The following is a 23,569-nucleotide window of genomic DNA, read 5'->3' on the forward strand; positions in this document are numbered from 1 at the left end:
TCAAACTTGTGTTTCACGTGAAACATGCGGAGGGGAGATTTGCGCCGCGTGAAAAACCCGTTCGCCTATTTGCCGATGCAGAAGCGCCCGAACAGCGCATCGAGCATGTCTTCGGTGCCAGCACGGCCCGTCAACCCATCCAGCGCGCGGCGGGCCAGGCGCAAGTGCTCGGCCGCCAGCAGCGGATCACGCTCCCTTCCCGCCGCTGCCAAGCTATTGTGCACCTGCGAAAGAAACGCATGCTGCCGCGCGTTGAGCGCTGCCTCTCCCGGTGCGGGCAGGGTGGCGCGGGCATGGGCGACAAGATCACGGCGCAAGGCGTCGAGCCCCTCACCGGTGTGCGCCGAGAGACGATGGCGCGGTGCGGCCTTGGCAGGGGCGGCAGGATCATCGGCGCGGGCGGACAATTCCCACAGCGGCACGGCATTGCCAGCTGGCCCTGCCCCTTCCGGCCCGAGCCACAGGATCAGGTCGGCGCGGGCCGCCTCTGCCCGGGCGCGAGCAATGCCGATCCGCTCGATCTCGCCCGCGCCCTCGTCGCGCAAGCCGGCGGTGTCGGCAAAGGTGAACGGCACGCCATCGATCGCCACGCTGCGCGTCAGCACGTCACGCGTCGTGCCAGGTTCGGCCGCGGTGATCGCCGCCTCCGCCTCGACCAGAGCGTTGAACAGGGTGGATTTGCCTGCATTGGGTGGGCCGGCGAGAACCACGCGGAACCCTTCGCGCAAAGGCTCGGCACGGGGGCGGGCAAGCCAAGTGGCGATCTGCGTCGCCAAGGTTGTGGCTTGATCGCTGAAGCCGGGCGGCAGCAAGGCCACGCCTTCACCAACGTCATCCTCATCGGAAAAGTCGAGCAGTGCCTCAAGCTGGGCAGAAAGCATCAAGACACCCTGGCGCCAATCCTCGACCTGACGGGACAGCGCGCCATCGGCCATCGCCAGAGCACTGCGCCGCTGCAATTCGGTTTCGGCATTGAGCAGATCGGCGAGACCTTCGGCCTCGTTGAGATCGATGCGGCCATTGAGGAACGCACGGCGGGTGAACTCCCCCGCCTCGGCCGCGCGAAGGCCAGGCAAGCGAGCGAGCGCGGCAAGCACGGCCTGAACCACGGCACGCCCGCCGTGGAGATGAAGCTCGGCACTGTCTTCGCCGGTGGCGGTGTGCGGGCCGGGCAACCACAACACCATGGTGGCATCGAGCAAGGCGCCATCGGCAGGATCGACCAGCCGGCGAAACGTGGCGCGGCGCGGGATGGGCAGGCTGCCGGCCAAAGCCGCCAAGGCCGTGCCCGCGGCCGGGCCACTGATCCGCACCACGGCAATGCCGGCCGGCGGCGCCCCGGAACTGAGGGCGAAGATCGTCGGGTTGTCGCTCATGCCGCGCCGCTTATCACGCGGCGTGCCCAGTGCCTACATCTCGGCGGTGCCTACTTCTTGTCGCCGCCCATGCCGGCCTTGAAGCCAGCCATGGCCGCCCCGGCGCCCTGCTCCATGAACTGCTGGAACAGCTTGAGGCCGATTTCGCCCATCGGCGCCAGTTGCTTGGCATAGCCTTGGAGTTGGTCCACGCTGCTTACGCCCTGCATCGCCTTGGCCACGGCATCGACATAGACGTCATTGGCTTTCGATACGTCTGGCAGGCCGAGAAAGCGGCGGGCCTCTTCCGGGCTGCATTCGATCTCGACATTCACTTTCATGGCCTGCTCCCGGGAATTTGTCGTGGCTTGCGGCACGGAAGGTGTCACAGTCGGCCAGGCACGCCAAGCCCATGATCGACCGAAACGGTATCGCGACCGATCAACCGCTGCAGGCTTGCCCATGCCGCGTTGCGCCGGATCAATGCGCCCGGCCACGCGTTGTTTCACGTGGAACATGCCGGGTGCCGGCAGTCGCGCGCCCTTGGCTGGGGAGACGTATCATGCAGCTTGGATTGGCCGCCTGGCACCGCGCCATGCTTGCGGGATGCCCCGAAGACCTGCTCACCGAACTCCTGGCTGACGATGCCGTGTTTCACTCGCCGGTGCTGCACACCCCGCAGGTGGGCCGCGAGGCGGTGGCGCTGCACCTGTCGGCCGCTTGCCGCATCCTGGCCTTGGGACGCTTTGCCTATGTGCGCGAACTGGCCGATGGCCCGGAAGCGGCGCTGGAGTTCGAGGCGACGCTCGATGGTGTGGCGATGAACGGCGTGCACCTGCTGCGCTTCGATCTCGAAGGGCGGATCGTCGATGCCAAAGTGATGGTGCGCCCGTTTGCTGCGGCAGACCTGCTGTGGCGCAAGATGGCCGAGGCGCTGGAAGACGGTTGAGAATGATTGGGGCGTTTGTGCCAGCGCCCTTCGACAGGCTCAGGGCGAACGGAGGCTGGGACCGTCCATACGGCTGTTTCCGTTCGGGCTGAGCTTGTCGAAGCCCTCACCCCATCGCCAGACCGGACGCAAAAAGGGGTGGAAGGCCTGGCTGCCTCCACCCCTTTTTGTGCGCAGCAAACCCTTGGCGGGATTACTGGTTCATCGTGGCGAAGAAGTCTTCGTTGGTTTTGGAATCCTTCATCTTGTCGAGCAGGAATTCCATCGCGTCGACCGTGCCCATCTGCATGAGGATGCGGCGCAGCACCCACATCTTGCTGAGCTGGTCGCGCGGCACCAGGAGTTCTTCCTTGCGCGTGCCGCTCTTGCCCACGTCGAGCGCGGGGAAGATGCGCTTATCGGCGACCTTGCGGTCGAGCACGATTTCCGAGTTGCCGGTGCCCTTGAACTCTTCAAAGATCACTTCGTCCATGCGGCTGCCGGTGTCGATCAGCGCGGTGGCGATGATCGAGAGCGAGCCACCTTCCTCGATGTTGCGCGCCGCGCCGAAGAAGCGCTTGGGGCGCTGCAGAGCGTTGGCGTCAACACCGCCGGTCAGCACCTTGCCCGACGAGGGAACGACGGTGTTATAGGCGCGGCCAAGACGCGTGATCGAGTCGAGCAGGATCACCACGTCGCGCTTGTGTTCGACCAGGCGCTTGGCCTTTTCGATGACCATTTCGGCAACCTGCACGTGGCGCGTGGCCGGTTCGTCGAAGGTGGAGGAGATGACCTCGCCCTTCACCGAGCGCTGCATGTCGGTCACTTCTTCGGGGCGTTCGTCGACCAGCAGGACCAGCAGGAACACTTCCGGGTGGTTGTCGGTGATCGCCTTGGCCATGTTCTGCAGCAGCACGGTCTTGCCGGTGCGCGGCGGCGCCACGATCAGCGCGCGCTGGCCCTTGCCCTGCGGGCTGACCAGATCGATCACGCGGGCAGACTTGTCCTTGACCGTGGGATCGAGCGTGTCGAGCTTGAGGCGCTCGTTGGGATAAAGCGGGGTGAGGTTGTCGAAGTTGACGCGGTGGCGCACGGCCTCCGGCTCGTCGAAGTTCACCTTCATCAGGCGGGTGATGGCGAAATAGCGCTCGCCATCCTTGGGGGCGCGGATTTCGCCTTCCACGGTATCACCCGTGCGCAGGCCCCATTTGCGGACCTGGTTGGGCGAGACATAGATGTCGTCCGGGCCGGCGAGATAGTTGGCTTCCGGGCTGCGCAGGAAGCCGAAGCCGTCGGGCAGAACCTCGATCGTGCCGATGCCGAGGATTTCTTCCCCGTCTTCGGCCACTTCCTTGAGGATGGCGAACATCAGATCCTGGCGGCGCATCGTGCTAGCGCCTTCCACGCCCAGCTCTTCGGCCATTTCGACCAGCTCGGCGGGGGTTTTCTTTTTGAGTTCTTTCAGATGCATTGCGTGTGTTCCGTAAGCGGAAATAGGCTGGAAAAATGGCCGGCGGGCCGATGGGCTTGGAGAAAGCAGGCCGTGAGCGCGCCAGTGCGCGCCCGGGTATGTGCCGGTCGAGATGTGCGTTATGCCGGGAAAAGCCCGGCGTCAATTGAGGATTGGTGAAGGGTGCGGGGCTTGCGGCCAGCGCTGGGCCTGGCCGCCGCCATGTACGCCGTCGCTCAGAACGGCTTGATGATCACCAGGATGACGATGATCGCGCCGAGCACGCCGGGCACTTCGTTCAGCAGGCGCAGCTGCTTGCCGGTGAGACGGCGTTCGCCCCGCGCCAAGGCGCGATGATAGCGGGCGAGCCAGATGTGATAGCCGGTCAGCGCCACCACCAGCAGCAGCTTGGCATGGAGCCAGCCCTGGGTGAACCAGCCGCCGGTGATCGCCATGGCAAGCCCGAGAATCCACACCACCGCCACGCTGGGCGCCATGATGATCTTCATCAGCTTGCGCTCGCGATCGGTCCACACCGCGTTTTCGGGAGAATTGACCGGCGTTTCCTGGTGATAGACGAACAGGCGGGGCAGCATGAACAGCCCGGCCATCCAGAAGATCACGAAGATGACGTGGCCAGCCTTGAGCCAGAGATAGAGCATCGAGAGCACCTGGAGCATGAGGGTCTTCTAGCGTTGCGCGAGGGGGACGGGAACGGGCCTTTCGACGGGCAACGTGCGGCACGCCGAACGGCTCCACAGCATCTCGGCCTTTGCGGCGATGATTGCAAGAACCTTGCCCGCTCGGGTAGGAGGGGCGCAAGCAGGCGAGCCAATGAGGGGGACGCCACGTGTTGCAGGCAGGCCGCCGATTGCTGATGCGCCATCCGCGCCTGGGTCTGATGATCCTGGCGCTGGTGCTCGGCCTGCGCGTGCTGATCCCGCCGGGGATGATGCCGGTGCCCAACGGCGCGCGCGGCATCGTCGTGGCGCTGTGTGATGGCAGCGGCCCACTTGGCGCTGACGTGAGCAAAGCGAACCGGCGCACGATCATTCTGCCCACCAGCCATCCCGGCAAGACCGACGGCACGGCCAATCCCGGTCCCTGCGCCTTCGGCGTGCTGGCCAATGCCATGATGGGGGGTGGAGAGGCCCCCGCCCTGCCCCTGGCGCCCTCGCTGATTGCGCCCATCGCGCCGGCGCTGGTGGCGGCCCTGATGCTGGCGGCGATTGCCCGCACGCGGCCGCCGGCGCGGGCGCCGCCGCAAGGCGCCTTCGGCTAAGCCAAGCACACCGAGCATTTTTGTTTTTCCGGCCCGCGCTGCATCGGTGGCGGGGCCGCCTGTCGGGATATCCGATCCATGCCACGCCTGTTTTCGCGCGCCCTTGCGGCTGCGCCCTTTGCCCTTGCGCTGTCGTCCACCCCAGCGCTGGCCTGTGCCAGCTGCGGCTGCACGTTCACGTCTGACTGGCTCAACCAGGGGCTGGTCACCCAGCCCGGCCAGGCCGCCACGCTGCGGGTGGATTATGTGCCGCAAAGCCAGTTGCGCACCGGCACCAGCAAGGTCGATACCAGCCAGCTGACCGTTCCCAACGATCGCGAGATCGAACGCTGGACCGACAACGTCTACGTCACCGCCAGCTATGACCGGCAGTTTGCCAGCGATTGGGGCATCAACGTGGCCGTGCCGCTGATCATCCGCCCCCATGCGACCATTGCCGAAGATACCGACGGCGAAAGCCGCTCACGCACCCATGGCCTGGGCGATATCCGGGTAACGGCGCGCTGGCAGGGCCTGTCGACACCCAGCGGCGTGACCGGGCTGCAGTTTTGACTGATCCTGCCCACCGGCGGCTTTCACCAGACGTTCCGCAGCGGCCCGGCACAGGGCGAGGAAGTGGATCGCGGATTGCAGCCGGGCACCGGCACCACCCAGGCGGTGATCGGCGCCTATCACTATCGCCGGTTGGGCCGGGATTGGGCGCTGATGGTGCAGGCCCAGGCGCAGATCGCACTCAATGCGCGGCAGGACTATCGCCCCGGCACGATCGGTGAAGCCTCGCTGGCAGTGCAGTGGATGGGCCTGGGCCGCGTGGTGCCGCAGTTGCAGATCAATGCGCGGATCAACGCGCAGGACAGCGGCCTCAATGCCGACGTCGAAAACAGCGGAGGCGAGCAGGTCTATCTTGCGCCGGGGCTGAGCATGCCCCTGGCGGCGCGGGTTTCTGCCTTTGCCCATGTCCAGCTGCCGCTATACCAGCGCGTGGTGGGCTGGCAGCTGGCACCCCGCGTCAACCTGGCTGCAGGGCTTACCGCGCGGTTCTGAACGGGTTTCCGGTGGCGGGCCATGGGGCGCCACCGGGACACCGGGGTCACTGCGCCGGCTTGAGCCAGCGGGCCATCCAGCCAAAGATGGTCTGGTGCCACTGCAGCGAGTTCTTGGCCTTGAGCACCCAATGGTTTTCATCGGGGAAGACCAGCAGTTCGGACGGGATGCCCCGCCGTTGCAGCGCGGCAAAGCTGGCCAGGCCCTGGGTATAGGGAATGCGGAAGTCGTTCTCGCTGGTGATCACCAGCATCGGCGTCTTCCACTGCGCCACGTGGTTGACCGGGTTCCACTTTTCAAAGGCTTCGGGCGCCTCGTAGTAAGGGTGCCCACCGTGTTCCCATTCGTCGAACCACAGCTCGTCGGTTTCATAGGCCATGGCGCGCGCATCAAACACGCCATCGTGCTGGATGATGCACTTGAACCCATCGGGCCACTGCCCCTCGATCCAGTTCATCATGTAGCCGCCATAGCTGCCCCCGGCCGCACAGGCATTGCCGGGATCGACCGCGCCATCCTTGGCCGCGGCCGCCACCATGCCGAGCTTGAGGTCCTGCAGCGGCTTGCCGCCCCAATCCTGGTTGATGCTGTCGGTAAAGGCCTGGCCGTACCCGGTCGATCCGTGGAAATCGATGGTGATCGCGGCATAGCCCTGCGCTGCCCACAGGCGCGGGTTCCAGCGGGTGGACCAGCCATCGCTGAACGAGCCCTGCGGCCCGCCATGGACAAGCAGCACGGTCGGCAGCTTGCCCACCGCACCCGCCGGCTTGAGGATCTGGCCCCACACCGTATCGCCGTTGGCCCCCGCAAAAGAGAACCGCTCCACCGCCACCGGGGCCATGCCGGCCAGCGCCGTGGTGCCCAGATCGGTCAGCCGCTTGGCCTGCTGGCCAGGCTTGCCCAGATAGAGTTCGGGCGCGGCATCGATGGCATCGCGCTTGAGCAGGAACGCCCCGCCCTTGAGCATGGCGATCTGCGAAACGTGGCCTTCGCGGCCCTTCTGGAAGGCCAGGCGCGTGGGCTTGCCCGTAGCGAGATCGACGCGGAAGGCGGGCGTATCGAGCAGGTCCTGCGCCGTTACGATCAGGGCCTTGCTGTCAGGCGTGAAGGCCAACGAGCCGGCGGAGCGATCCCAGCCCTGGGTCAGCGCGCGGCTCCGCCCGGTCTTGAGATCCATCAGCTGAATCACCAGACGATCGGCCTCGTACCCCGGGCGCGCCATTGCCGCCCAGGCCAGCCAGTGGCCATCGGGCGATACCGCCGGGGTGGTATCGGTGCCACGGTTGCTGGCCGTCAGGTTGCGCGGCGCGCTGCCATCGACAGGTGCCCACCACAGATCGAGATTGGTCGAGCGCGGCTCGTCGCGATCGGCCTGGCGCGCGGCATAGATCACCGCGCTGGAATCCGCGCTCCAGGTCAGTTCGCCGCCATCACCGAACGGCTTGCTGGGCGCGTCGCCGACCAGGCCGCCCTTGGCCGGATCGCCATCGAGCGCGTGGCCGGATGCCGGATCGACCTGCCCGCCCTTGAGCGCGAAGGCAAAGATGCGGCTGTGGATGCCCGGCGTTTCCCAGGTATCCCAATGGCGCACGAAGCCGGCGCCATCGCGATAGAGGCGCCCGCTGCCCGGCCCGGGCAGGCCGGTGTTGCCATCGCCATGGGGCAGATCGGCGCAACCGCCAAACGTGGGACAGGCGCGGGCGACATCGCCCCACACTGCCAGCCGCGTGCCATCGGGCGAAAGCTTGAACCCGGCCACCTCGGCGGCAAGATCGGTAACCCTGATCGGGCCGCCGGCACTGCCATCGGCACCAGGCAGGACCGACCAGACCTGCGCGGTCTTGCCATCCTTGTCTGACAGGAACCACAGCCGCCCATCGGGGGCAAAGGCGGGATCGCTGATGCTGCCCTGCCAGTCCAGCTTGACCGGCGTGGCGCCCTTGCCACCCAGCGGCAGCAGCCACAGCGCGGTGCTGCGCTTGTAGCTGTGCGGATCGGTGGTGGTGACGGTGTAGGCCGCCAAGCGCCCATCGGGCGACACGGCAAAACTGCCCAGGCGTGGCAGCGTGACGAGATCCTGCGCGGTCATCGCCGGTGCGGCGGCGGCCGATGCGGATGCCACGGCCGGAGCGGGCGTCGCTGCCAGGGCGAGAGGGGCCGCGCCAAGGGCCAGCGCGGCAAGCGAAAGCGTGTGGGTGAGCTTGTTCATGGGCCGCATGCGTACCCTGCCCCCCGCCCAGCGCAAGAGGGAACGATGCAGCAGGCGCCTCAGCTGGCCGCGCTAGCCCGCCAGCGCCTTGGCCAGCGCCTGGTCGAACCGCGCGGCATCGAGCGGCCCGAACCGCGCCACGATCGTGCCATCGCGCCCATAGATGCGGGTTTCCGGCAGGGCAGTGGGCAGGTCGCGCGGCCGCACATGGGTATCGGTGGCGCGGATCAGGGGAAAGTGCACACCCATGCCCTCCGCCAGAATGCGGCTGCGGCTGGCGGCGGTATCGAGCGCGATGCCGACCATGCGCAGGCCTTGGCCGCTGCCGCCCTGGGCGTGATACCGCTGCCACGCGGCATCAAGGATCGGCATATCGTGCCGGCACGGCGCGCACCAGGTGGCCCAGAAATGCACCACCACCACATCATGCGCGGCCGGATTGATGGCAAATGGCGTGCCATCCAGCGTGGTGGTGGCCAAAGGTGGCAAGCGATCGGGCGCAGCCTGTGCCGTGGCTGCGCCACCCAGCGCGGCCACCGCCAAGGCCAAGACCAGCGCCCCCCACTTCACGGGCGCTGCCAACCCCTGACCGTCGCCAGCAGCTGTTCGACATGGGCGATCGGGGTGAACTGGCCAATGCCGTGACCCAGGTTGAACACATGCGGGCGATCGGCAAAGGCATCGAGCACGCGCCGGGCCTGGCGGTCCAGCTCTGCCCCGCCGGCCAGCAGCAGCAGCGGATCGAGATTGCCCTGCACCGGCATGCCCGCCGGCAATTCGCGCGCGGCCCACAGCGGGTCGATGGTTTCATCCACGCCCACCGCGTTGACTCCGGTTTCGCGCGCATAGGCGGCAAGCTTTTCGCCCGCGCCCTTGGGAAAACCGATCACCGGCACATGGGGATAGCGCGCCTGGATCGCCGCGGCGATACGGGCATTGGGCGCGATCACCCAGCGTTCGAATTCGGCGGGTGCCAGGCTGCCGGCCCAGCTGTCGAACAGCTGCAGGCCTTCGGCGCCGGCCTCGACCTGGCCGGCGAGGTATTCGATCGTCACCTCGACGATGGCATCGATGATCGCCTGGAACGCCTGTGGATCGCGATAGGCATAGCTGCGCGTCTCGTGATGATCGCGGCTGCCCTCGCCCGCAACCATGTAGGTCGCCACGGTCCACGGACTGCCAGCAAAGCCCAGCAGGGTGGTCTGTGGGCCCAAAGCCGCCTTGACCCTGCCCACGGTAGCATAGATCGGCGCAAGACGCTCTGGCACGGCCTGGAGGGCACTGAGCGCGGTATCCACAAGCCGGGGAGCCAGACGCGGTCCCTCGCCCGCCGTGAAAGTCAGATCCTGGCCCATGGCATAGGGCACGATCAGGATGTCGGAAAACAGGATGGCCCCGTCAAACCCGAAGCGGCGGATCGGCTGCAGCGTGATCTCGGCGGCAGCCTCGGTATCATAGACCAGTTCCAGGAACCCGCCCTTTTCGGCCCGCAAGGCGCGATATTCCGGCAGGTAGCGCCCCGCCTGGCGCATCAGCCAGATCGGCCGGCGGGAAAGGTTCTGGCCACTGAGCGTTTCGAGAATGGGACCGGGCATCGTTCTTGTTTTTCCAATCCAATCAAAAAAATAGAATCTTATTAAATGGGATGATGAAGGTAGTTGGCCCTGTGGAAATCGGGGATAGCCAAGCTCTGCCCGATTTGTCCCGGATGCTCCACAAAATTCGCGTGGTGCGAATCCCGATGACTCCCGATGCAAGACAAACTTGTGCCCGTTACCCACAGGCTGTGGGAAAGGCTGTCCCCATGGGGATGAAAGGGCCCGTGGATGACTCGCTTCGGGGGTGAAATCGGGGGCGAAACTTGTCGCCAGTTTCATCCCGTGGTTTATCCTAGCGCTTTCCACAGGGTTACCCCGGCGGCCCTGCAACGCGGTGCGCCGGCTTGTTCACAAAGGGTTCCCATGCCGCGTCTGCACCTTCACCTGCTGTCCGACTCAACAGGTGAAACCCTTGAAATGATTGCCAAAGCGGCCCTTGCCCAGTTCGAGGATGCCGATGTTGTGCGGCATTTCTGGCCGATGGTCCGTTCGCAGCAGCATCTTGACCGCATCCTGGGTGAAATTTCCGCTAACCCTGGCCTGGTGCTGTTTACGCTGGTCAACACCGAAACGCGCGATCGGCTGGAACAGCGCTGCGCCACGCTGGGCCTGCCCTGCGTGGCTGCGCTCGATGCCGTGACCAATGCGCTGGAACAGCAATTGGGCCAGGAAGCACGGGGCCGGCCGGGCCGCCAGCACATGATGGACGAGGCCTATTTCCAGCGGGTCGATGCCATCCAGTTCACTATCGCCCATGACGATGGCGTCGGCTGGGAAAACTGGGAAGAGGCCGATATTCTGCTCGCTGGCGTCTCGCGCAGTTCCAAGACGCCCACCTCGATCTATCTTGCCAACCGTGGTTACAAGGTGGCGAATATCCCGATCGTGGTGGAAAGCCCGCCGCCGCCCACGCTCTATAACGTGCGGCGGCCGCTGATCGTGGGGCTGACGACCAGCCCCGAACGCCTGATCGCGGTGCGCCGCAACCGCCTGCTCTCGCTCAACCAGGCGCCCGAAACCGCCTATGTCGACAGCGAGCACGTGGCGCGCGAGGTGCAATATGCGCGGCGGATGTTTGCCGACAATGGCTGGCCGGTGATTGACGTTTCGCGCCGATCCATCGAGGAGACGGCCGCAGCGGTGATCACGCTCTACAACGAGCGCAAGGTTGCCGGGGACGCCAATCCGGGAATGAAGGCTCTATGATCGTACTTGCTTCGCAAAGCGCCTCGCGCAAGGCCATGCTCGATGCTGCCGGCGTGCCGTTTGAAGCGCGCAGTTCGGATGTGGACGAAGGCGAGATCAAGCGCGAGCTGATCGGCGTGCCGGGTTGCCAGGTGGCGCAGATCCTGGCCGAGGCCAAGGCGATGCCGGTGTCTGCCGCCATGCCGGGCCGGCTGGTGCTGGGCGGGGATTCGCTGGTGGAGGTGTGCGGCCGCTCGTTCGACAAGCCGCAAAGCCGTGAACAGGCGGCCGAACACCTGCGGTTCTTTTCCGGGCAGACCATGCAGTTGCACAGCGCCGCCGTGCTGATGCGCGATGGCCAGGTGACCTGGCGCCATTGCGAAACGGCCAGGCTCAAGGTTCGCCGGCTTTCCGACAGCTTTATCGACAGCTATCTCCACAAGGAATGGCCGGCGGTTTCGGGCTGCGTGGGCGTGTTTCGGATCGAGGCGCTGGGCGTGCAGCTGTTCGAAAGCATCGAGGGCAGCCACTTCACCGTGCTGGGCATGCCGCTGCTGGCGCTGCTCGCCGCGCTGCGCACCGCCGGGGAACTGCCGGAATGAGCCAGGCGCCAATCCCCTATGCCGAGGTGATCGGTGATCCGATTGCCCAGTCCAAGTCTCCGGTGATCCACCGCTATTGGCTGGAACAGCTCGGCATGGCCGGCGATTACCGCCGCGCCCAGGTGCACAGCGATGGCCTGGCCGATTACCTTGCCAGCCGCCGTGCCGATCCCGCCTGGCGCGGCTGCAACGTGACCATGCCGCACAAGCAGGCGGTGATCCCGCTGCTCGACCGGCTCGATCCGCTGGCCGCCCGCATCGGCGCGGTGAACACCATAGTGCCCGAACAGGGCCTGCTGGTGGGCTACAATACCGACGCTCCCGGCTTCATGGAGCCGCTGGCACCCTGGCTGGCCGATGCCCACCTCTTGCGCATGGCGCGGGTCATGGGCACCGGCGGCGCGGCGCGGGCGATCGTCGCGGCTCTGTCCGATGCCGGGTTCCTGATCGTGCTGGCCGGGCGCGATCCGGCCAAGGCGCGGGCGCTGCTCGATGAACTGGCGCGCGGCAGCGATCATCACGCGGTCGATATCGCACATTTTGCCGATCCCACCGATTTCGCGTTCGATGATCGCCAGGGGCTGTTCGATCTCGTGGTCAATGCCTCCCTGCTGGGCATGACGGGACAGCCGGCCCTGGCCTATGACCTGTCCCACACCCCGCCCGGCGCGGTGTTCTATGACATCGTCACCAGCCCGCTGGAAACTGATCTGCTGGCGCGGACCAGGGGCGCCGGCCATGCCACTGTCGATGGCCTGGCCATGCTGATCGGCCAGGCCGACCATGCGTTCCGCCGCTTCTTCGGCGCGGTGCCGCCGCGCGGGGATGCCGATGCGGAACTGCGCCGCCGCCTGCTGACGCCCGTTCCGGCATGAGCCGGCCTTTCGTACTCGGACTGACCGGCTCGATCGGCATGGGCAAGTCTGCCGTGGCGCAGATGATGCGCGAGGCAGGCGTGCCGGTGTTCGATGCCGATGCGCAGGTGCACCGCTTGCAGGGGCCCGGCGGAGTGCTGCTTCCCGCGATCGAGGCGGCCTTTCCCGGCACCACCGGCCCCAACGGTGTTGACCGGGGCATGCTGGGCGCGCTGGTGTTTGGCGATCCCGCCGCGCTCGCCCGGCTGGAGCGAATCGTGCATCCCGCGGTTGCCGCCGCGCGCGAGTCGTTCCTGATCGAGCATGCTGGCCAGCGCCTGGTGGTGTTCGACATCCCGCTATTGTTCGAAAAGGGCCATGGCGCCGGGCTCGATGCCGTGGCGGTGGTTTCTGCTCCGGCGGCGGTGCAGCGGGCGCGGGTGCTGGCGCGGTCGGGCATGACGGCGGAAAAATTCGCGCAAATCCTGGCACTTCAGGTGCCCGACGCGGAAAAGCGTGCGCGCGCCGATCATATCATCGACACTGGACTTCCGCTCGACCAGACCCGCGCCATGGTTAACGATCTGATCGGCCAGCTTGGGGAAAAAAACCCGTCGGCTTGATCGCCGCGCCCCTTGCCAGCCCCGGCCGGCAGGTTCACATATTGGGCATGCGTGAGATCGTCTTCGACACCGAAACGACGGGACTCGATCCGCAAGGCGGTGACCGGCTGGTTGAACTCGGCTGTGTGGAAATGGTCAATCGGGTGCCCACTGGCGCCACCTATCACGCCTATTTCAACCCCGAACGCGACATGCCGGCCGAGGCCGAGGCCGTGCACGGCCTGTCGGCCGCGTTCCTGGCCGACAAGCCGCGCTTTGCCCAGTGTGCCGCCGATTTCCTGGAGTTCATCGGTGACGCGCCGCTGGTGGCGCACAATGCCGGGTTCGACTTCGGCTTCATCAACGCCGAACTTTCCGCCATCGGGATGGAGCCGGTCAGCCGCGATCGCATGGTCGATACCGTGGCGATCGCGCGGCGCAAGCATCCCGGCGCCAAGCTCAGCCTCGATGCGCTGTGCACCCGCTATGGCATCGATCGCAGCCATCGCACCAAGCACGGCGCGCTGCTCGATGCCGAGCTTCTGGCACAACTTTACGTCGAATTGATGGGTGGCCGGCAAATCGGCCTGGAACTTGCGGCAGAGGTCAGCGTCTCTTCTGCAGGTACCGGCGCTGTGGCCGCGGTTGCGGCCGTGGCGCAAGTGACTGTTGCCAAAACCACCCGGATCTTCCGCGAGCCCCGGCCGCATGCGGCCAGCGAAGCGGAATTGGCCCGCCATGCGGAGTTCATGGCGGGCATCAGCAACCCGCTCTGGTCGCGTTAGGTCTCGCTTGCGGCCCACTGTGCGGGCCGCAAGCGGCCTCGCGGTCAAAGCGGGCCCAAGAAGGAGAGAAGACCCATGGACATTCGCGTTTCGGGACACCAGGTCGAGGCCGGTGCCGCCTTTGAGGCCCACGCGGCCGATCGGCTTTCCGGCATTGTCGACAAGTACTTCTCCCGCGCGCTTTCCTCGCAGGTCACCCTGGGCAAGGCGCCGCACGGAGGCTTCCGCTGCGACATCATCACCCATGTGACGCAAGGGTTGATTCTCAAGGGCAGCGGCGTGGCCCAGGACGCGCACCAGGCGCTCGACCAGTCGGCCGAAAAGATCGATAAGCAGCTGCGCCGCTACAAGCGCCGGATCAAGGCCCATTCCGAGGGCGCGGATTTTGCCCGCCGCAGTGAAGACGCGGCCTATACCGTGTTCATGGTGGAAGAACCTGCGCACGATCAGGACGAGGCCGAAGCCGCCGATGCGCCGCTGGTGATTGCCGAAACCCGGGTCGACGTGCCCACCGCGACGGTGTCTGACGCGGTGATCATGCTCGATCTGCGCAACACCAACGCGCTGCTGTTCAAGAATGCCGGCACCGGCGTGCACAACATGGTCTATCGCCGTGGTGATGGCTCGATCGGCTGGGTTGAACCGGCCGGCGCCTGATCTCTAAGCCCTGCCCGCAGGCCCATTTCGGGTTTGCGGGCAGCGCTATGAAGGCATTGGCCAATTCACCCGTGATGCGATTCGGCGCTTGCATGGGGAACGAATAGAGCGCATGGCGCCGCCAACTTGACCGTGCCTTTACACAGGCTGTGGCGTTTTTCGTTTCATGACCGCACTTTTTTCCATTGATCCTCAGGCTGTCCGCGTCGTTCGCGCTGAATCCAAGGCGCAGATCCTGGATATGCTCGCCGCGTGCTTTGCCAGCGTCTATCGGCTCGACCCGGCGCAGGTGCAGGAGCGCATCGAAGAGCGTGAGAGCCTGGGCAGCACCGGTTTCGGCCGTGGCGTGGCGATTCCCCATGCCCGGCTCGATGGCCTGTCGCGCCCAGTGGCGGTGTTTTTTCGGCTGGAAGAACCGGTCGATTTCGCGTCGGCCGATGGCATGCCGGTCGATTGCGTGTTCGGTCTCCTGTCTCCTGAACAGGCCGGCGCCGTGCACCTTCAGGCACTGGCCGCGATCAGCCGCCTGATGCGCGATGATCGCATGCACCAGCGACTGACCAGCGCGCCCGATGCCGACGCGCTCTATGCCGTGCTGGTCAACGTGATCGATCGCGACGCGGCCTGAACCGCGCGCACCCCAAGCCATGACAGCGCGCCTACCCGCAGGGATCGAGGCCAAAGGCTGGATCAGGGCCGCGCAGGCCGCTGGCGGCTTTGCCATGGTGCTGCACAAGGGTGATCCTGACGCTGGCACTATCGCCTTGGTGACATTGGAAAATCACCCCGAGCATGGGCTGCTGGCGCAACTGTGGGAGCGCATGCCGCGCGCCGATGGTAGCCGGCCGTGGACCGCGACAAAGGCGCAAGACCCGGAAAGTAAAAAAGATTTTAACGACTATATAGCGCGCAGAACTGCGGCTGACCCTGATTTGTGGCTGCTTGAACTGACCATCGCAGACGCACAACAGTTCATCGGGAACTTTGCCGGCGAAGGTTGACTCCCTTTCGCGCGTGGATAGACCCGGCGCCATCGAATTGCGCAGGCGGCGCCGCTTGGCATGGGGTCTTCAGGCGCTGGCACGCAGACGGGGGTTTACCGTTACGGCCCAAGGGGCATGGCTTTCGGCATGATTGCCGTAGCGTTGTGCTGCGCGCCGCAATCGGCCGATCACCGCCCAATGCAGATGGCTGATGACCGATCCGTTCCGCGTTGCCCGCCAGGCTCTTTCCGGCCTGCTTGCCGTGGTAATGCTGCTTGGGGCAACGCTTGCCCAGGCTCAGGAACCTGTTCACGCCCTGTCTGTTCACGCCCCGTCTGGCCCGCACGATCTCCAGGTCGTGGTGGCAGAAGGCCCCGCCAACGGGGCCATCACGCTTCCTTCTGCCGGCCCTGCCACCACCACGCTGCCGCCGGCGCGCGGCATGCTCGCCCTGGCCCCGGCACCTTCTGCCACCACCGGCGCGGTCAACGCTGCCAGCCTGGCTGATCTGGTGGCGGCGACGCCAGTGCCGGCCAACCTGTCGCCCGAGTTGGAATGCCTGGCTGGCGCGGTCTATTTCGAATCCAAGAGCGAGAGCCTGGCAGGCCAGCTTGCCGTTGCCCGCGTGATCGTGGCGCGCAGCCGTTCTGGCCGCTATCCCTCATCCTATTGCGGCGTGGTGTTCCAGCCGTCGCAGTTCTCGTTCGTGCGCGGCCATGCGATGCCGGCGATCAACCACGCCAGCCGGTTCTGGGCCAATGCCGCGCGCATTGCCGTGATTGCCGATCAGGGCAGCTGGAAAAGCCCGGTCGAAGGGGCGCTGTTCTTCCACGCCGCGCGCGTTTCCCCGGCCTGGGGCAAGACCCGCCTGGCCGCCATCGGCGGGCATATCTTCTACCGCTGAACGCCGATGAACGCGGGCCTTACAGTGCCTTGCCGGCGCGACCGGCCAGTTCGTTGACATATTGCCATGCCACGCGGCCCGAACGGCTGCCGCGCCGCTTGGACCATTCCAGCGCATCGCCCGCGTCGTACGGCAGCGCCAGTTCGGTGCAATAGCCAGCGATGATTGCCAGGTAATCATCCTGGTTGCAGGCATGAAAGCCCAGCGACAGGCCAAAGCGATCAGCGAGGGCCAGGCGATCGTCCACCGCATCGCGCGGGTTGATCGGATCGTCCTGCTCGCTCATGTGGCGCTCCACGATCGCGCGGCGGTTTGACGTCACGGCCAGGCGCACATTCGCCGGTCGCGCTTCCACCCCGCCTTCCAGCCACGAACGCAGCAGGCGCGCGCCTTCGGCATCGCCGGCATCAAAGCCGAGGTCGTCGAGCAGGACAAGGAATTGGCGCGGCACCCCGCGCAGCTGCGCAAACAGCAACGGCAGGCTGGCATCGGGCATGGCCTGGACCAGGGCAATGGCGCCGGGGTGGGCAGCGTCGGCAGCGTTGACGGCAGCGCGCAGCACCGCCGATTTGCCCATGCCGCGCGATCCCCACAGCAGCATGTCATGTGCCGCAGCGCCACGGGCGAGCCGCGCCACGTTGTCCACCACTGCAGCCTTTTGCGCATCGATGCCGCGCATCAGCGGCAGGCTTGGCGCTTCCAGCCTTTCCACCGCGCGGGCGGTCTGCCCCAGCCAGACATAGGCGGGATGGGTCAACCAGTTCACCTGGGGCGGCGCCGGCGGCGCCAGCCGCTCCAGCGCTTCGGCAATGCGGGTAAGCAGCGTTTCGGGCAGGCTGTGCGGCTGATCGATCATCACGTGGGCAACTTTGCGGCTAAGGGGATGCTTTGCAAAAGGCGCGCAGTCGCGATAGCGACGGCAGCCATGACGTCCAACCCCTTTTCCGACCCCTTGCCGCCCGAAATCCGCCCCGCAGACGATGATGGCGTCGCGGCTGCCATCGCCGTGCTGGCGGCGGGCGGAACCGTCGCCGTGCCCACCGAGACCGTCTATGGCCTGGCGGCGCGGGCCGATCGCGATGCGGCGGTGGCGGGTATCTATCGCGCCAAGGGGCGGCCCGATTTCAACCCGCTGATCGTGCATGTGCCCGATCTGGCGGCGGCAGGGCGTCTGGCGGTGCTGGATGACCGGGCCAAGGCCCTGGCGGCCGCGTTCTGGCCGGGCGCGCTGACCCTGGTCGTGCCGCGCCGGCCTGACAGTGGGCTGGCCCCGGCGGTGAGTGCCGGCCTGCCCACCGTGGCGCTGCGCTGCCCAGCCCATCCGGCGATGCAGGCGGTGCTGCGTCAATCCGGCCTGCCTTTGGCGGCGCCATCGGCCAACCGCAGCGGCGCGATCAGCCCGACCACGGCCGCGCATGTGGCTGCCTCGCTCGGGCGGCGGGTGGATCTGGTGCTTGATGGTGGCGAAACGCGCCAGGGGATCGAATCGACGATCGTTGGCCTGCGGCCCGAGGGCGGTTGGGCCCTGCTGCGCCCCGGCCCGATCACCGGCGCCGAAATCGCCGCCGTGCTGGGCGAGGAGGCCGAACAAGGCCCGTCGCGCGGGATCGAGGCCCCGGGCCAGCTGGCCAGCCACTATGCTCCGGGAAAGCCGGTGCGCCTGGGCGCAGAGCACGCGCAGGCAGACGAGTTCATGATCGGTTTCGGCGCGGTCTCAGGCGATGTCACGCTCTCGGCCCAGGGTGACCTGGCCGAGGCGGCCGCGCGCCTCTATGCCTGCCTACACGCCGGCGCAGCGGCACGTCAGCCGCGTATTGCCATTGCCCCGGTGCCGGATGAGGGCATCGGCGCGGCGATCAACGATCGCCTGCGCCGGGCCGCCGCCTGAAAACCTTATTGCGGGTTGTTGAGATCGTTGACCACGGCCTGCGCGGCCGTGGCACGGGCGCAGGCGCGGCGGCTGCCCTTCTTGCAGGCGGCCTGCTCGCTTGCCAGGCGGGCCTGCGCTTTGGCCAGCGCCTGCGCATGGGCCTGAGCACGCTGCGCCTGGGCGGCCGGATCAGGCCGGGTTGGATCGCGCGGGGCGGCGTTCTGCGCCGCACAGGCGGCCAGAGCCAGTGGAAGGGTCAGGACGATCACCTTGCGCAACATGCATTTGCCTTTCCAATGACGGGTCTTGCAGGCGTTTGCACCAGCCCCTGCCCCGCCGCCAAACGAAAAAGGCCGCCGGTGGTTCCGGCGGCCCGTTTCACGTGAAACATCTGTTGGGCAGGTAGCGCCGATCAGACCGTTTCGTAGTACTTGGGAGCATGCTCGTTGAGGATCGCGAGGATCTTCTTGAGCGCGGCCGGCTCGTCGGTCTTTTCCATCGCGGCGAGTTCGCGGGCCAGGCGCGAAGACGCGGCTTCGAAGATCTGCCGTTCGGAATAGCTCTGTTCCGGCTGGTCATCGGCGCGGAACAAGTCGCGAGTCACTTCGGCGATCGAGACGAGGTCGCCGGAGTTGATCTTGGCTTCGTATTCCTGGGCGCGGCGCGACCACATGGTGCGCTTGACCTTGGGCTTGCCCTTGAGCGTATCGAGCGCTTCGCGCAGGGTCTTGTCCGAAGACAGCTTGCGCATGCCGATCGCTTCGACCTTGTTGACCGGAACGCGAAGCGTCATGCGCTCCTTTTCAAAGCGGAGCACGTAGAGCTCCAGCTTCATGCCCGCGATTTCTTCCTGCTGAAGCTCGACCACGCGGCCGACACCATGCTTCGGGTAAACGACGTAATCCCCAACATCGAAGGCAAGAGCCTTGGCTGCCATTTCTTATCCTTTCGACGCCGGCAGACGGGACGGCGGGGGCGGGATGCCCGGCTAGGAAAAACCATGACGGCGAACCGAATATGCCTGTGACACTCCACCCTGCCCGGTCTGGTTGATCCGGTGCGGGGCTGGTCCCGGGGAGCGTGAACTGGCAAAGAACCGTTTTAAGCCCGGCCAAGGCCCTGCGATCGACGAGGCGATCCGATAGCGCGATCCGTCAGCGTTTTCCGTGTGCCGCCTGTTTCTGCCTTCTCGTAACAAAAAGGGCGCCCGGCAAAGGATTTGCCCGGCGCTTGATGGCCATATAGCAGCATTGTGGCAAAATTACCAGAGCCGAGACAGCAAAAGGCATGCGCCTTTTGGCCGCGCCCGGCCAAAAAGCCGGGGCAGCCCGATTTCCGGCGCTGGATCGGGGCATGGATCAAGCCCCGTCTGGCGCAATCAGCCGCGCGACAAAGGGGCGCGAATCACCCCTGGCGCGGTTGCCGGTTCGCTCAGTCCCCCTCGCCCGGCTCGGGCGAGAACTGGGTTTCGAACTTGTTTTCCACGCCCTTCCAGGCGTCGGCATCGGCCGGCGCGTCCTTCTTGGTCGTGATGTTGGGCCATTCGGCAGAATACTTGGTGTTCAGCTCCAGCCACTGCTCCAGCCCGCTTTCGGTGTCGGGCAGGATCGCTTCGGCGGGGCATTCCGGTTCGCACACGCCGCAGTCGATGCATTCGCTGGGGTTGATCACCAGCATGTTGTCGCCTTCATAGAAGCAGTCGACAGGACACACTTCCACGCAGTCCATGTACTTGCAGCGGATGCAGGCATCGGTGACGACGTAAGTCATGCTGTGGGTATTTCCTCAAGGCTCGATTTCGGGCCGTGCTAGAGGCGCGAGGGGCGCCGCGTCAAGCACCCGATAGCATCCTTGTGCCTCAAGGGCAGGCCCGCGGCGTGCCGGAAGGGTGATAATCTCGATCACGCGCACCGAATTGCGCAAGGGTAGGACCAGGACATCCCCCGATTTCACGCCCGCGCTGCAGCGTTCGACGCGACGGCCGTTGAGGCGAATGTGCCCTTCTTCCACCCAGCCCTGGGCAAGCCCCCGGCTGCCGGCAAAGCGCAGGAACCACAGCAACTTGTCTATCCGCATTGCTCCTCCCTCGTGATCGCTTTTCCTTTATCGCAGCAACGTGGCCAGCGCGGCAAAGGCGCCGCTGGCCGGTGCCGGTTGCACCGGCGCGCGCGAGGCCTGCTGGTTGGATTTGCTGTTCCTGGCCGGTGGCGTGGCCGGCCGTGGCGGGCGCCAGTCCCACAACGGCGGTGCGGGCGGCCCGGCCTGCCCTTCGGCCAGCGGGCGCGGCATCGCGGCGCGGAAGCCGGCAGCGCGCAGCAGATTGGCATAGCCGGCGGTGGACAGGCCCATCGAGCGGGCCAGCGCCGGATCGAGCACGAAGCGGCGGCCTTTTGCGCCCTGGCGCACGCCGTGTGCGGCATGGAGCAGCTTTTCCGCCATGTCGACGCGCAACGCCTGCGGGCCGGTGCGGCGATAGCCCAGCGGAATATCCTTTTGCGCCAGCACTGGCGTCATGCCGCCCGGCGGCGGGGCGGTGGGAGCCAGGCCCCAGACCTTGGCCAGGGCCGCCCAGGCGGCCAGCGGCGCGGCGCGCAGGGCCGCGGGCACGAACACGTCGAGCGCACCAACCTGGATGCCCAGGCGGCGCGCCAGGGCGCGCTGCGCCGGTGTCAGGTCTTCCAGGCGGGCATGGTCGCGCGCGATAACCCCACCGCTTTCCACCAGGTGCAGCGCCAGCGCGCGCAGCGCGGCCCCTGCCGCAGGATCGCGGGCGGCATCGGCCAGGCGGCGCAACGGTCGCAAGGCGGTGGCGAGGTTCTGCTCAAGCCATTGCGCCAGCGCCGCCTGTACCTTGTCACGCGCGGCCGGGCCCGCGCGCTCCAGCGCAGGTTCGAGCGCGAGGCGCGGCTCAAGCACGGTGCGGCCCTTGGCGAGGCGGGCAACGGCAAGACCGCGCCACTGCACCTGCCCGTCGGCGAGGGCGATATCCTTGCCGGTAGCAGCGTCGCTCGCCAATTCGGCCAGGCGCGTGGCGAGCAGGCCCGGCAGGTGCCGTTCGGCCGCAGCCAGCAGCAGCTTGCGATCGGCCGCGCGGGCGAGCGGATCGACCACGAAGCGAAACCCTTCGAGATGGCCAATGGCTTCATCGTCGACCAGCACGGCGCCATCGTCGCCCAGGCGCACCGGCAGCAGCGAGGCGTCGGCCCCAGCCTTGCGCATCAGCACCGTGGTGCGGCGGTTGACGAAGCGTTCGGTCAGCCGCCCGTGCAGCGCATCGGACAGGCGCGTTTCCACGGCGCGGGCGCGCGCGGCCATCTCGTCGCGGGCCAGCACCCAGTCTGGCCGTTGGGCAATGTAGGACCAGCTGCGAATCGCCGCGATGCGGCCTTGCAGCGTGTCGATATCGCCCGAGGGATTGTCGAGCTGGGCAATCGCCTGGGCGACATAATCCGCGCCAAGGTAACCGCCGCGCAGATCCTGCCACAGCCGCGCCACGAACCGCGCATGGGTTTCCGCGCCCTGCTGGCGGAAATCGGGTAGCGAACAGACATGCCAGAAGCGTTCGACGCTGCGAGCGCCCCGCACCGTGGCGGCCACGTCCGGCTCTTCGGCGAGGCGGCGCAGCACGGCCAGGTCGATCGCCTCGGGCGGGGTGGCGAGTTCGGGGCGCGGTGGCGGGCTTTCCAGGTCGGCGATGAGCGTGGCCAAGGTATCGAAGCGCGGCTCTGCCTCGCGCCAGAACAGGCGGGTCAGCGGGGGGAAGCGATGCTCTTCGATGGCATAGACTTCCTCGTCGGTAAATTCGGGATCGCGCCCGCCCGTGCCAGCCAGCGTGCCGAACGTGCCGTCCTTGTGATGCCGCCCGGCACGCCCGGCGATCTGGGCCATTTCCGCCGTGGTCAGCCGGCGATGGCGATGACCGTCGTATTTCGACAGGCCGGCAAAGGCGACATGCTCGACATCGAGGTTGAGGCCCATGCCCACGGCGTCGGTCGCCACGAGGTAATCGACCTCGCCCGACTGGTACATCGCCACCTGGGCGTTGCGGGTCTGCGGGCTGAGCGCGCCCATGACCACCGCCGCGCCACCGCGAAACCGGCGCAGCATTTCGGCCATGACATAGACCTGCTCGGCCGAGAACGCGACGATCGCGCTGCGCGGGGGAATGCGGCTGAGCTTCTTGGCGCCGACGTGGCTGAGCGTGGAAAAGCGTGGCCGCGTGACGATTTCGGCCTCGGGCACCAGGGCCTTGACCATCGGCTCCAGTGTGGCGGAGCCCAGCAGCATGGTTTCCTCGCGCCCGCGCGCGTGGAGCAGGCGATCGGTGAAAATATGGCCGCGTTCGGGATCGGCGGATAGCTGCGCTTCGTCGAGCGCGACGAAAGCGAGGTCGGGCCGCGCCGGCATGGCTTCGGCGGTGCACAGCAGCCAGCGCGCGCCCTTGGGTTCGATTCGCTCCTCGCCGGTGATCAGCGCGACTTGCGCCGGCCCCTTGATCGCGCAGACCCGGTCATAGACCTCGCGCGCGAGCAGGCGCAGCGGAAAGCCGATCGCGCCAGAAGAGTGCGCGCAGAGCCGCTCGATCGCGAGATGGGTCTTGCCGGTGTTGGTCGGGCCGAGCACGGCCTTGATCGTGCCGCCTGACGGGCGATTCGCCGACGAGGTCACTCGCGGAGAGGCGGGCACGCGGTTGGCCATGGCCCCAGATGTGGCGGGCGTGCGGCGCACATGCAAGAAGGCGCCGTGGAATTATCCCCGGCGCCCTGCTTGATCGTGCCGAAACCCAGCTGAGCCGGATTTCAGGGCCTGTTACGCGTCGTAATCGGCGCCCAGCGAGGTGTTGCGCACCGGCGCCGCAGCCGTGATGCGCAGCGCTTCAGCCGACTGGGAAAGCGAGCCGATTTCATCGACTTCGTCATCGTCGTCGGGCAGCACGCGCTGCAGCGACTGGATGAGGTTTTCCTTGAGAATGGTGGGACGCACCGTCTCTTCGGCAATTTCACGCAGGGCCACGACCGGGTTCTTGTCGCGGTCGCGGTCGACGGTCAGTTCGGCACCGCCCGAAATCGCGCGGGCGCGTTCGGCGGCCAGCAGAACCAGATCGAAACGGTTGGAAACCTTGTCGACGCAATCTTCGACGGTAACGCGCGCCATGGGCACTCCGAAAAATGGAAATGATCGGGGAAAGGGTGCAGCTAGGTAGGCGCGGACGAAAAGTCAAGGAACTTGGCATATCTAGCGGTTTCCCACCGTCACCGGCC

The 23,569-nt window shown here is 66.6% G+C and carries 28 protein-coding genes; 14 read left to right on the forward strand and 14 right to left on the reverse strand.

Annotated elements, in window-relative coordinates:
• Window positions 1-65: 65 nt before the first annotated feature.
• Both mnmE and ABIC78_RS00535 read right to left on the reverse strand, forming a co-directional pair.
• Window positions 66-1,376: a tRNA uridine-5-carboxymethylaminomethyl(34) synthesis GTPase MnmE gene (mnmE, locus tag ABIC78_RS00530; protein ID WP_354487210.1), complete on the reverse strand. Its 1,311-nt coding sequence runs from the start codon at window positions 1,374-1,376 to the stop codon at window positions 66-68.
• 50 nt (window positions 1,377-1,426) lie between these two features.
• Entirely contained in the window at window positions 1,427-1,696 is a 270-nt protein-coding gene (locus tag ABIC78_RS00535) for a DUF6489 family protein (RefSeq protein ID WP_022676459.1), read from the reverse strand.
• 221 nt (window positions 1,697-1,917) lie between these two features.
• Here ABIC78_RS00535 and ABIC78_RS00540 point away from each other — a divergent pair, with 221 nt between their 5' ends.
• Window positions 1,918-2,304, forward strand: a complete 387-nt coding sequence (locus ABIC78_RS00540) for a nuclear transport factor 2 family protein (protein ID WP_354487212.1) — start codon at window positions 1,918-1,920, stop codon at window positions 2,302-2,304.
• A gap of 193 nt (window positions 2,305-2,497) precedes the next feature.
• Here ABIC78_RS00540 and rho read toward each other — a convergent pair whose 3' ends face one another.
• Together rho and ABIC78_RS00550 are read right to left on the reverse strand one after the other, a co-directional pair.
• Window positions 2,498-3,754: a transcription termination factor Rho gene (gene rho, locus ABIC78_RS00545; protein ID WP_022676461.1), complete on the reverse strand. Its 1,257-nt coding sequence runs from the start codon at window positions 3,752-3,754 to the stop codon at window positions 2,498-2,500.
• Window positions 3,755-3,969: 215 nt separating this feature from the next.
• The gene (locus ABIC78_RS00550) at window positions 3,970-4,413 is read right to left on the reverse strand and encodes a CopD family protein (RefSeq protein WP_107716358.1); all 444 of its coding nucleotides are present in this window, start codon (window positions 4,411-4,413) and stop codon (window positions 3,970-3,972) included.
• Between the two features lie 170 nt (window positions 4,414-4,583).
• Here ABIC78_RS00550 and ABIC78_RS00555 point away from each other — a divergent pair, with 170 nt between their 5' ends.
• The 3 genes from ABIC78_RS00555 (at window position 4,584) to ABIC78_RS00565 (ending at window position 6,059) form a co-directional block, all read left to right on the forward strand.
• Entirely contained in the window at window positions 4,584-5,015 is a 432-nt protein-coding gene (locus tag ABIC78_RS00555; RefSeq protein WP_354487215.1) for a hypothetical protein, read from the forward strand.
• A gap of 78 nt (window positions 5,016-5,093) precedes the next feature.
• A complete protein-coding gene (locus ABIC78_RS00560) occupies window positions 5,094-5,567 on the forward strand; it encodes a hypothetical protein (RefSeq protein WP_354487217.1) in 474 nt (157 codons plus the stop codon).
• A 63-nt stretch (window positions 5,568-5,630) separates the two neighbouring features.
• Window positions 5,631-6,059, forward strand: a complete 429-nt coding sequence (locus ABIC78_RS00565; protein ID WP_354487219.1) for a hypothetical protein — start codon at window positions 5,631-5,633, stop codon at window positions 6,057-6,059.
• Between the two features lie 46 nt (window positions 6,060-6,105).
• On the opposite strand, the gene ABIC78_RS00570 is transcribed toward ABIC78_RS00565, so the two are convergent.
• From ABIC78_RS00570 to hemE, 3 genes are all read right to left on the reverse strand, one after another.
• Window positions 6,106-8,268, reverse strand: coding sequence for a S9 family peptidase (locus tag ABIC78_RS00570; RefSeq protein WP_354487221.1), 2,163 nt, complete (start codon window positions 8,266-8,268; stop codon window positions 6,106-6,108).
• A gap of 72 nt (window positions 8,269-8,340) precedes the next feature.
• Window positions 8,341-8,838 (reverse strand): TlpA family protein disulfide reductase, encoded by a 498-nt coding sequence (locus ABIC78_RS00575; protein ID WP_354487223.1) that lies wholly within the window; start codon window positions 8,836-8,838, stop codon window positions 8,341-8,343.
• Complete coding sequence (hemE, locus tag ABIC78_RS00580; protein WP_054131659.1) at window positions 8,835-9,863, reverse strand: uroporphyrinogen decarboxylase; 1,029 nt, start codon at window positions 9,861-9,863, stop codon at window positions 8,835-8,837. Before hemE ends, ABIC78_RS00575 begins: the two co-directional genes overlap by 4 nt.
• Before the next feature lie 366 nt (window positions 9,864-10,229).
• Between hemE and ABIC78_RS00585 the strand changes: the two genes are divergently transcribed.
• The 9 genes from ABIC78_RS00585 to ABIC78_RS00625 all read left to right on the forward strand — a co-directional run bounded on the left by ABIC78_RS00585 (window position 10,230) and on the right by ABIC78_RS00625 (window position 16,438).
• Window positions 10,230-11,072, forward strand: coding sequence for a pyruvate, water dikinase regulatory protein (locus ABIC78_RS00585; protein ID WP_354487225.1), 843 nt, complete (start codon window positions 10,230-10,232; stop codon window positions 11,070-11,072).
• The gene (locus tag ABIC78_RS00590; protein WP_107716364.1) at window positions 11,069-11,653 is read left to right on the forward strand and encodes a nucleoside triphosphate pyrophosphatase; all 585 of its coding nucleotides are present in this window, start codon (window positions 11,069-11,071) and stop codon (window positions 11,651-11,653) included. Before ABIC78_RS00585 ends, ABIC78_RS00590 begins: the two co-directional genes overlap by 4 nt.
• Complete coding sequence (locus ABIC78_RS00595) at window positions 11,650-12,528, forward strand: shikimate dehydrogenase family protein (protein ID WP_354487228.1); 879 nt, start codon at window positions 11,650-11,652, stop codon at window positions 12,526-12,528. Before ABIC78_RS00590 ends, ABIC78_RS00595 begins: the two co-directional genes overlap by 4 nt.
• A complete protein-coding gene (coaE, locus tag ABIC78_RS00600; protein ID WP_354487230.1) occupies window positions 12,525-13,130 on the forward strand; it encodes a dephospho-CoA kinase in 606 nt (201 codons plus the stop codon). The genes ABIC78_RS00595 and coaE overlap by 4 nt, the downstream gene beginning before the upstream one ends.
• Before the next feature lie 47 nt (window positions 13,131-13,177).
• Window positions 13,178-13,894: a DNA polymerase III subunit epsilon gene (gene dnaQ, locus ABIC78_RS00605; RefSeq protein WP_168352023.1), complete on the forward strand. Its 717-nt coding sequence runs from the start codon at window positions 13,178-13,180 to the stop codon at window positions 13,892-13,894.
• Between the two features lie 75 nt (window positions 13,895-13,969).
• Window positions 13,970-14,551, forward strand: a complete 582-nt coding sequence (gene hpf, locus ABIC78_RS00610; protein WP_107716368.1) for a ribosome hibernation-promoting factor, HPF/YfiA family — start codon at window positions 13,970-13,972, stop codon at window positions 14,549-14,551.
• A 166-nt stretch (window positions 14,552-14,717) separates the two neighbouring features.
• Window positions 14,718-15,179 carry a PTS sugar transporter subunit IIA gene (locus ABIC78_RS00615; protein WP_354487232.1) on the forward strand — a complete coding sequence of 154 codons (462 nt, stop codon included), beginning with the start codon at window positions 14,718-14,720 and terminating at the stop codon, window positions 15,177-15,179.
• A gap of 19 nt (window positions 15,180-15,198) precedes the next feature.
• Window positions 15,199-15,552 carry a DUF1491 family protein gene (locus ABIC78_RS00620; protein WP_107716511.1) on the forward strand — a complete coding sequence of 118 codons (354 nt, stop codon included), beginning with the start codon at window positions 15,199-15,201 and terminating at the stop codon, window positions 15,550-15,552.
• A gap of 193 nt (window positions 15,553-15,745) precedes the next feature.
• Window positions 15,746-16,438 (forward strand): cell wall hydrolase, encoded by a 693-nt coding sequence (locus tag ABIC78_RS00625; RefSeq protein ID WP_354487235.1) that lies wholly within the window; start codon window positions 15,746-15,748, stop codon window positions 16,436-16,438.
• 19 nt (window positions 16,439-16,457) lie between these two features.
• Here the strand turns inward: ABIC78_RS00625 and ABIC78_RS00630 are convergent, their stop codons facing one another.
• Window positions 16,458-17,294: a DUF815 domain-containing protein gene (locus tag ABIC78_RS00630; protein ID WP_169049366.1), complete on the reverse strand. Its 837-nt coding sequence runs from the start codon at window positions 17,292-17,294 to the stop codon at window positions 16,458-16,460.
• 69 nt (window positions 17,295-17,363) lie between these two features.
• On the opposite strand from ABIC78_RS00630, the gene ABIC78_RS00635 reads away from it, so the two are divergent.
• Window positions 17,364-18,326 (forward strand): L-threonylcarbamoyladenylate synthase, encoded by a 963-nt coding sequence (locus ABIC78_RS00635; protein WP_354487237.1) that lies wholly within the window; start codon window positions 17,364-17,366, stop codon window positions 18,324-18,326.
• Between the two features lie 5 nt (window positions 18,327-18,331).
• On the opposite strand, the gene ABIC78_RS00640 is transcribed toward ABIC78_RS00635, so the two are convergent.
• The 6 genes from ABIC78_RS00640 to rpoZ all read right to left on the reverse strand — a co-directional run bounded on the left by ABIC78_RS00640 (window position 18,332) and on the right by rpoZ (window position 23,462).
• Window positions 18,332-18,589 carry a hypothetical protein gene (locus tag ABIC78_RS00640; protein WP_169049364.1) on the reverse strand — a complete coding sequence of 86 codons (258 nt, stop codon included), beginning with the start codon at window positions 18,587-18,589 and terminating at the stop codon, window positions 18,332-18,334.
• Window positions 18,590-18,720: 131 nt separating this feature from the next.
• Window positions 18,721-19,245 carry a CarD family transcriptional regulator gene (locus ABIC78_RS00645; RefSeq protein WP_022675317.1) on the reverse strand — a complete coding sequence of 175 codons (525 nt, stop codon included), beginning with the start codon at window positions 19,243-19,245 and terminating at the stop codon, window positions 18,721-18,723.
• A gap of 494 nt (window positions 19,246-19,739) precedes the next feature.
• A complete protein-coding gene (gene fdxA, locus ABIC78_RS00650) occupies window positions 19,740-20,078 on the reverse strand; it encodes a ferredoxin FdxA (RefSeq protein WP_022675318.1) in 339 nt (112 codons plus the stop codon).
• A 15-nt stretch (window positions 20,079-20,093) separates the two neighbouring features.
• Window positions 20,094-20,384, reverse strand: coding sequence for an RNA-binding S4 domain-containing protein (locus ABIC78_RS00655; RefSeq protein WP_022675319.1), 291 nt, complete (start codon window positions 20,382-20,384; stop codon window positions 20,094-20,096).
• Window positions 20,385-20,411: 27 nt separating this feature from the next.
• Complete coding sequence (locus ABIC78_RS00660) at window positions 20,412-23,006, reverse strand: helicase-related protein (protein ID WP_354487241.1); 2,595 nt, start codon at window positions 23,004-23,006, stop codon at window positions 20,412-20,414.
• 111 nt (window positions 23,007-23,117) lie between these two features.
• Window positions 23,118-23,462 (reverse strand): DNA-directed RNA polymerase subunit omega, encoded by a 345-nt coding sequence (gene rpoZ / locus ABIC78_RS00665; protein ID WP_022677787.1) that lies wholly within the window; start codon window positions 23,460-23,462, stop codon window positions 23,118-23,120.
• Window positions 23,463-23,569 lie beyond the last annotated feature (107 nt).

The sequence above is a fragment of the Novosphingobium sp. 1529 genome (assembly GCF_040544855.1).
Classification (GTDB): Bacteria; Pseudomonadota; Alphaproteobacteria; order Sphingomonadales; family Sphingomonadaceae; genus Novosphingobium; species Novosphingobium capsulatum.

Coding starts and splice junctions, on each gene's coding strand:
- mnmE (WP_354487210.1), bottom strand. CDS start 1,376: ATGAGCGACAACCCGACGATCTTCGCCCTCAGTTCCGGGGCGCCGCCG.
- ABIC78_RS00535 (WP_022676459.1), bottom strand. CDS start 1,696: ATGAAAGTGAATGTCGAGATCGAATGCAGCCCGGAAGAGGCCCGCCGC.
- ABIC78_RS00540 (WP_354487212.1), top strand. CDS start 1,918: ATGCAGCTTGGATTGGCCGCCTGGCACCGCGCCATGCTTGCGGGATGC.
- rho (WP_022676461.1), bottom strand. CDS start 3,754: ATGCATCTGAAAGAACTCAAAAAGAAAACCCCCGCCGAGCTGGTCGAA.
- ABIC78_RS00550 (WP_107716358.1), bottom strand. CDS start 4,413: ATGCTCCAGGTGCTCTCGATGCTCTATCTCTGGCTCAAGGCTGGCCAC.
- ABIC78_RS00560 (WP_354487217.1), top strand. CDS start 5,094: ATGCCACGCCTGTTTTCGCGCGCCCTTGCGGCTGCGCCCTTTGCCCTT.
- ABIC78_RS00570 (WP_354487221.1), bottom strand. CDS start 8,268: ATGAACAAGCTCACCCACACGCTTTCGCTTGCCGCGCTGGCCCTTGGC.
- hemE (WP_054131659.1), bottom strand. CDS start 9,863: ATGCCCGGTCCCATTCTCGAAACGCTCAGTGGCCAGAACCTTTCCCGC.
- ABIC78_RS00585 (WP_354487225.1), top strand. CDS start 10,230: ATGCCGCGTCTGCACCTTCACCTGCTGTCCGACTCAACAGGTGAAACC.
- ABIC78_RS00590 (WP_107716364.1), top strand. CDS start 11,069: ATGATCGTACTTGCTTCGCAAAGCGCCTCGCGCAAGGCCATGCTCGAT.
- ABIC78_RS00595 (WP_354487228.1), top strand. CDS start 11,650: ATGAGCCAGGCGCCAATCCCCTATGCCGAGGTGATCGGTGATCCGATT.
- coaE (WP_354487230.1), top strand. CDS start 12,525: ATGAGCCGGCCTTTCGTACTCGGACTGACCGGCTCGATCGGCATGGGC.
- dnaQ (WP_168352023.1), top strand. CDS start 13,178: ATGCGTGAGATCGTCTTCGACACCGAAACGACGGGACTCGATCCGCAA.
- hpf (WP_107716368.1), top strand. CDS start 13,970: ATGGACATTCGCGTTTCGGGACACCAGGTCGAGGCCGGTGCCGCCTTT.
- ABIC78_RS00615 (WP_354487232.1), top strand. CDS start 14,718: ATGACCGCACTTTTTTCCATTGATCCTCAGGCTGTCCGCGTCGTTCGC.
- ABIC78_RS00620 (WP_107716511.1), top strand. CDS start 15,199: ATGACAGCGCGCCTACCCGCAGGGATCGAGGCCAAAGGCTGGATCAGG.
- ABIC78_RS00625 (WP_354487235.1), top strand. CDS start 15,746: ATGACCGATCCGTTCCGCGTTGCCCGCCAGGCTCTTTCCGGCCTGCTT.
- ABIC78_RS00630 (WP_169049366.1), bottom strand. CDS start 17,294: ATGATCGATCAGCCGCACAGCCTGCCCGAAACGCTGCTTACCCGCATT.
- ABIC78_RS00635 (WP_354487237.1), top strand. CDS start 17,364: ATGACGTCCAACCCCTTTTCCGACCCCTTGCCGCCCGAAATCCGCCCC.
- ABIC78_RS00640 (WP_169049364.1), bottom strand. CDS start 18,589: ATGTTGCGCAAGGTGATCGTCCTGACCCTTCCACTGGCTCTGGCCGCC.
- ABIC78_RS00645 (WP_022675317.1), bottom strand. CDS start 19,245: ATGGCAGCCAAGGCTCTTGCCTTCGATGTTGGGGATTACGTCGTTTAC.
- fdxA (WP_022675318.1), bottom strand. CDS start 20,078: ATGACTTACGTCGTCACCGATGCCTGCATCCGCTGCAAGTACATGGAC.
- ABIC78_RS00655 (WP_022675319.1), bottom strand. CDS start 20,384: ATGCGGATAGACAAGTTGCTGTGGTTCCTGCGCTTTGCCGGCAGCCGG.
- ABIC78_RS00660 (WP_354487241.1), bottom strand. CDS start 23,006: ATGGCCAACCGCGTGCCCGCCTCTCCGCGAGTGACCTCGTCGGCGAAT.
- rpoZ (WP_022677787.1), bottom strand. CDS start 23,462: ATGGCGCGCGTTACCGTCGAAGATTGCGTCGACAAGGTTTCCAACCGT.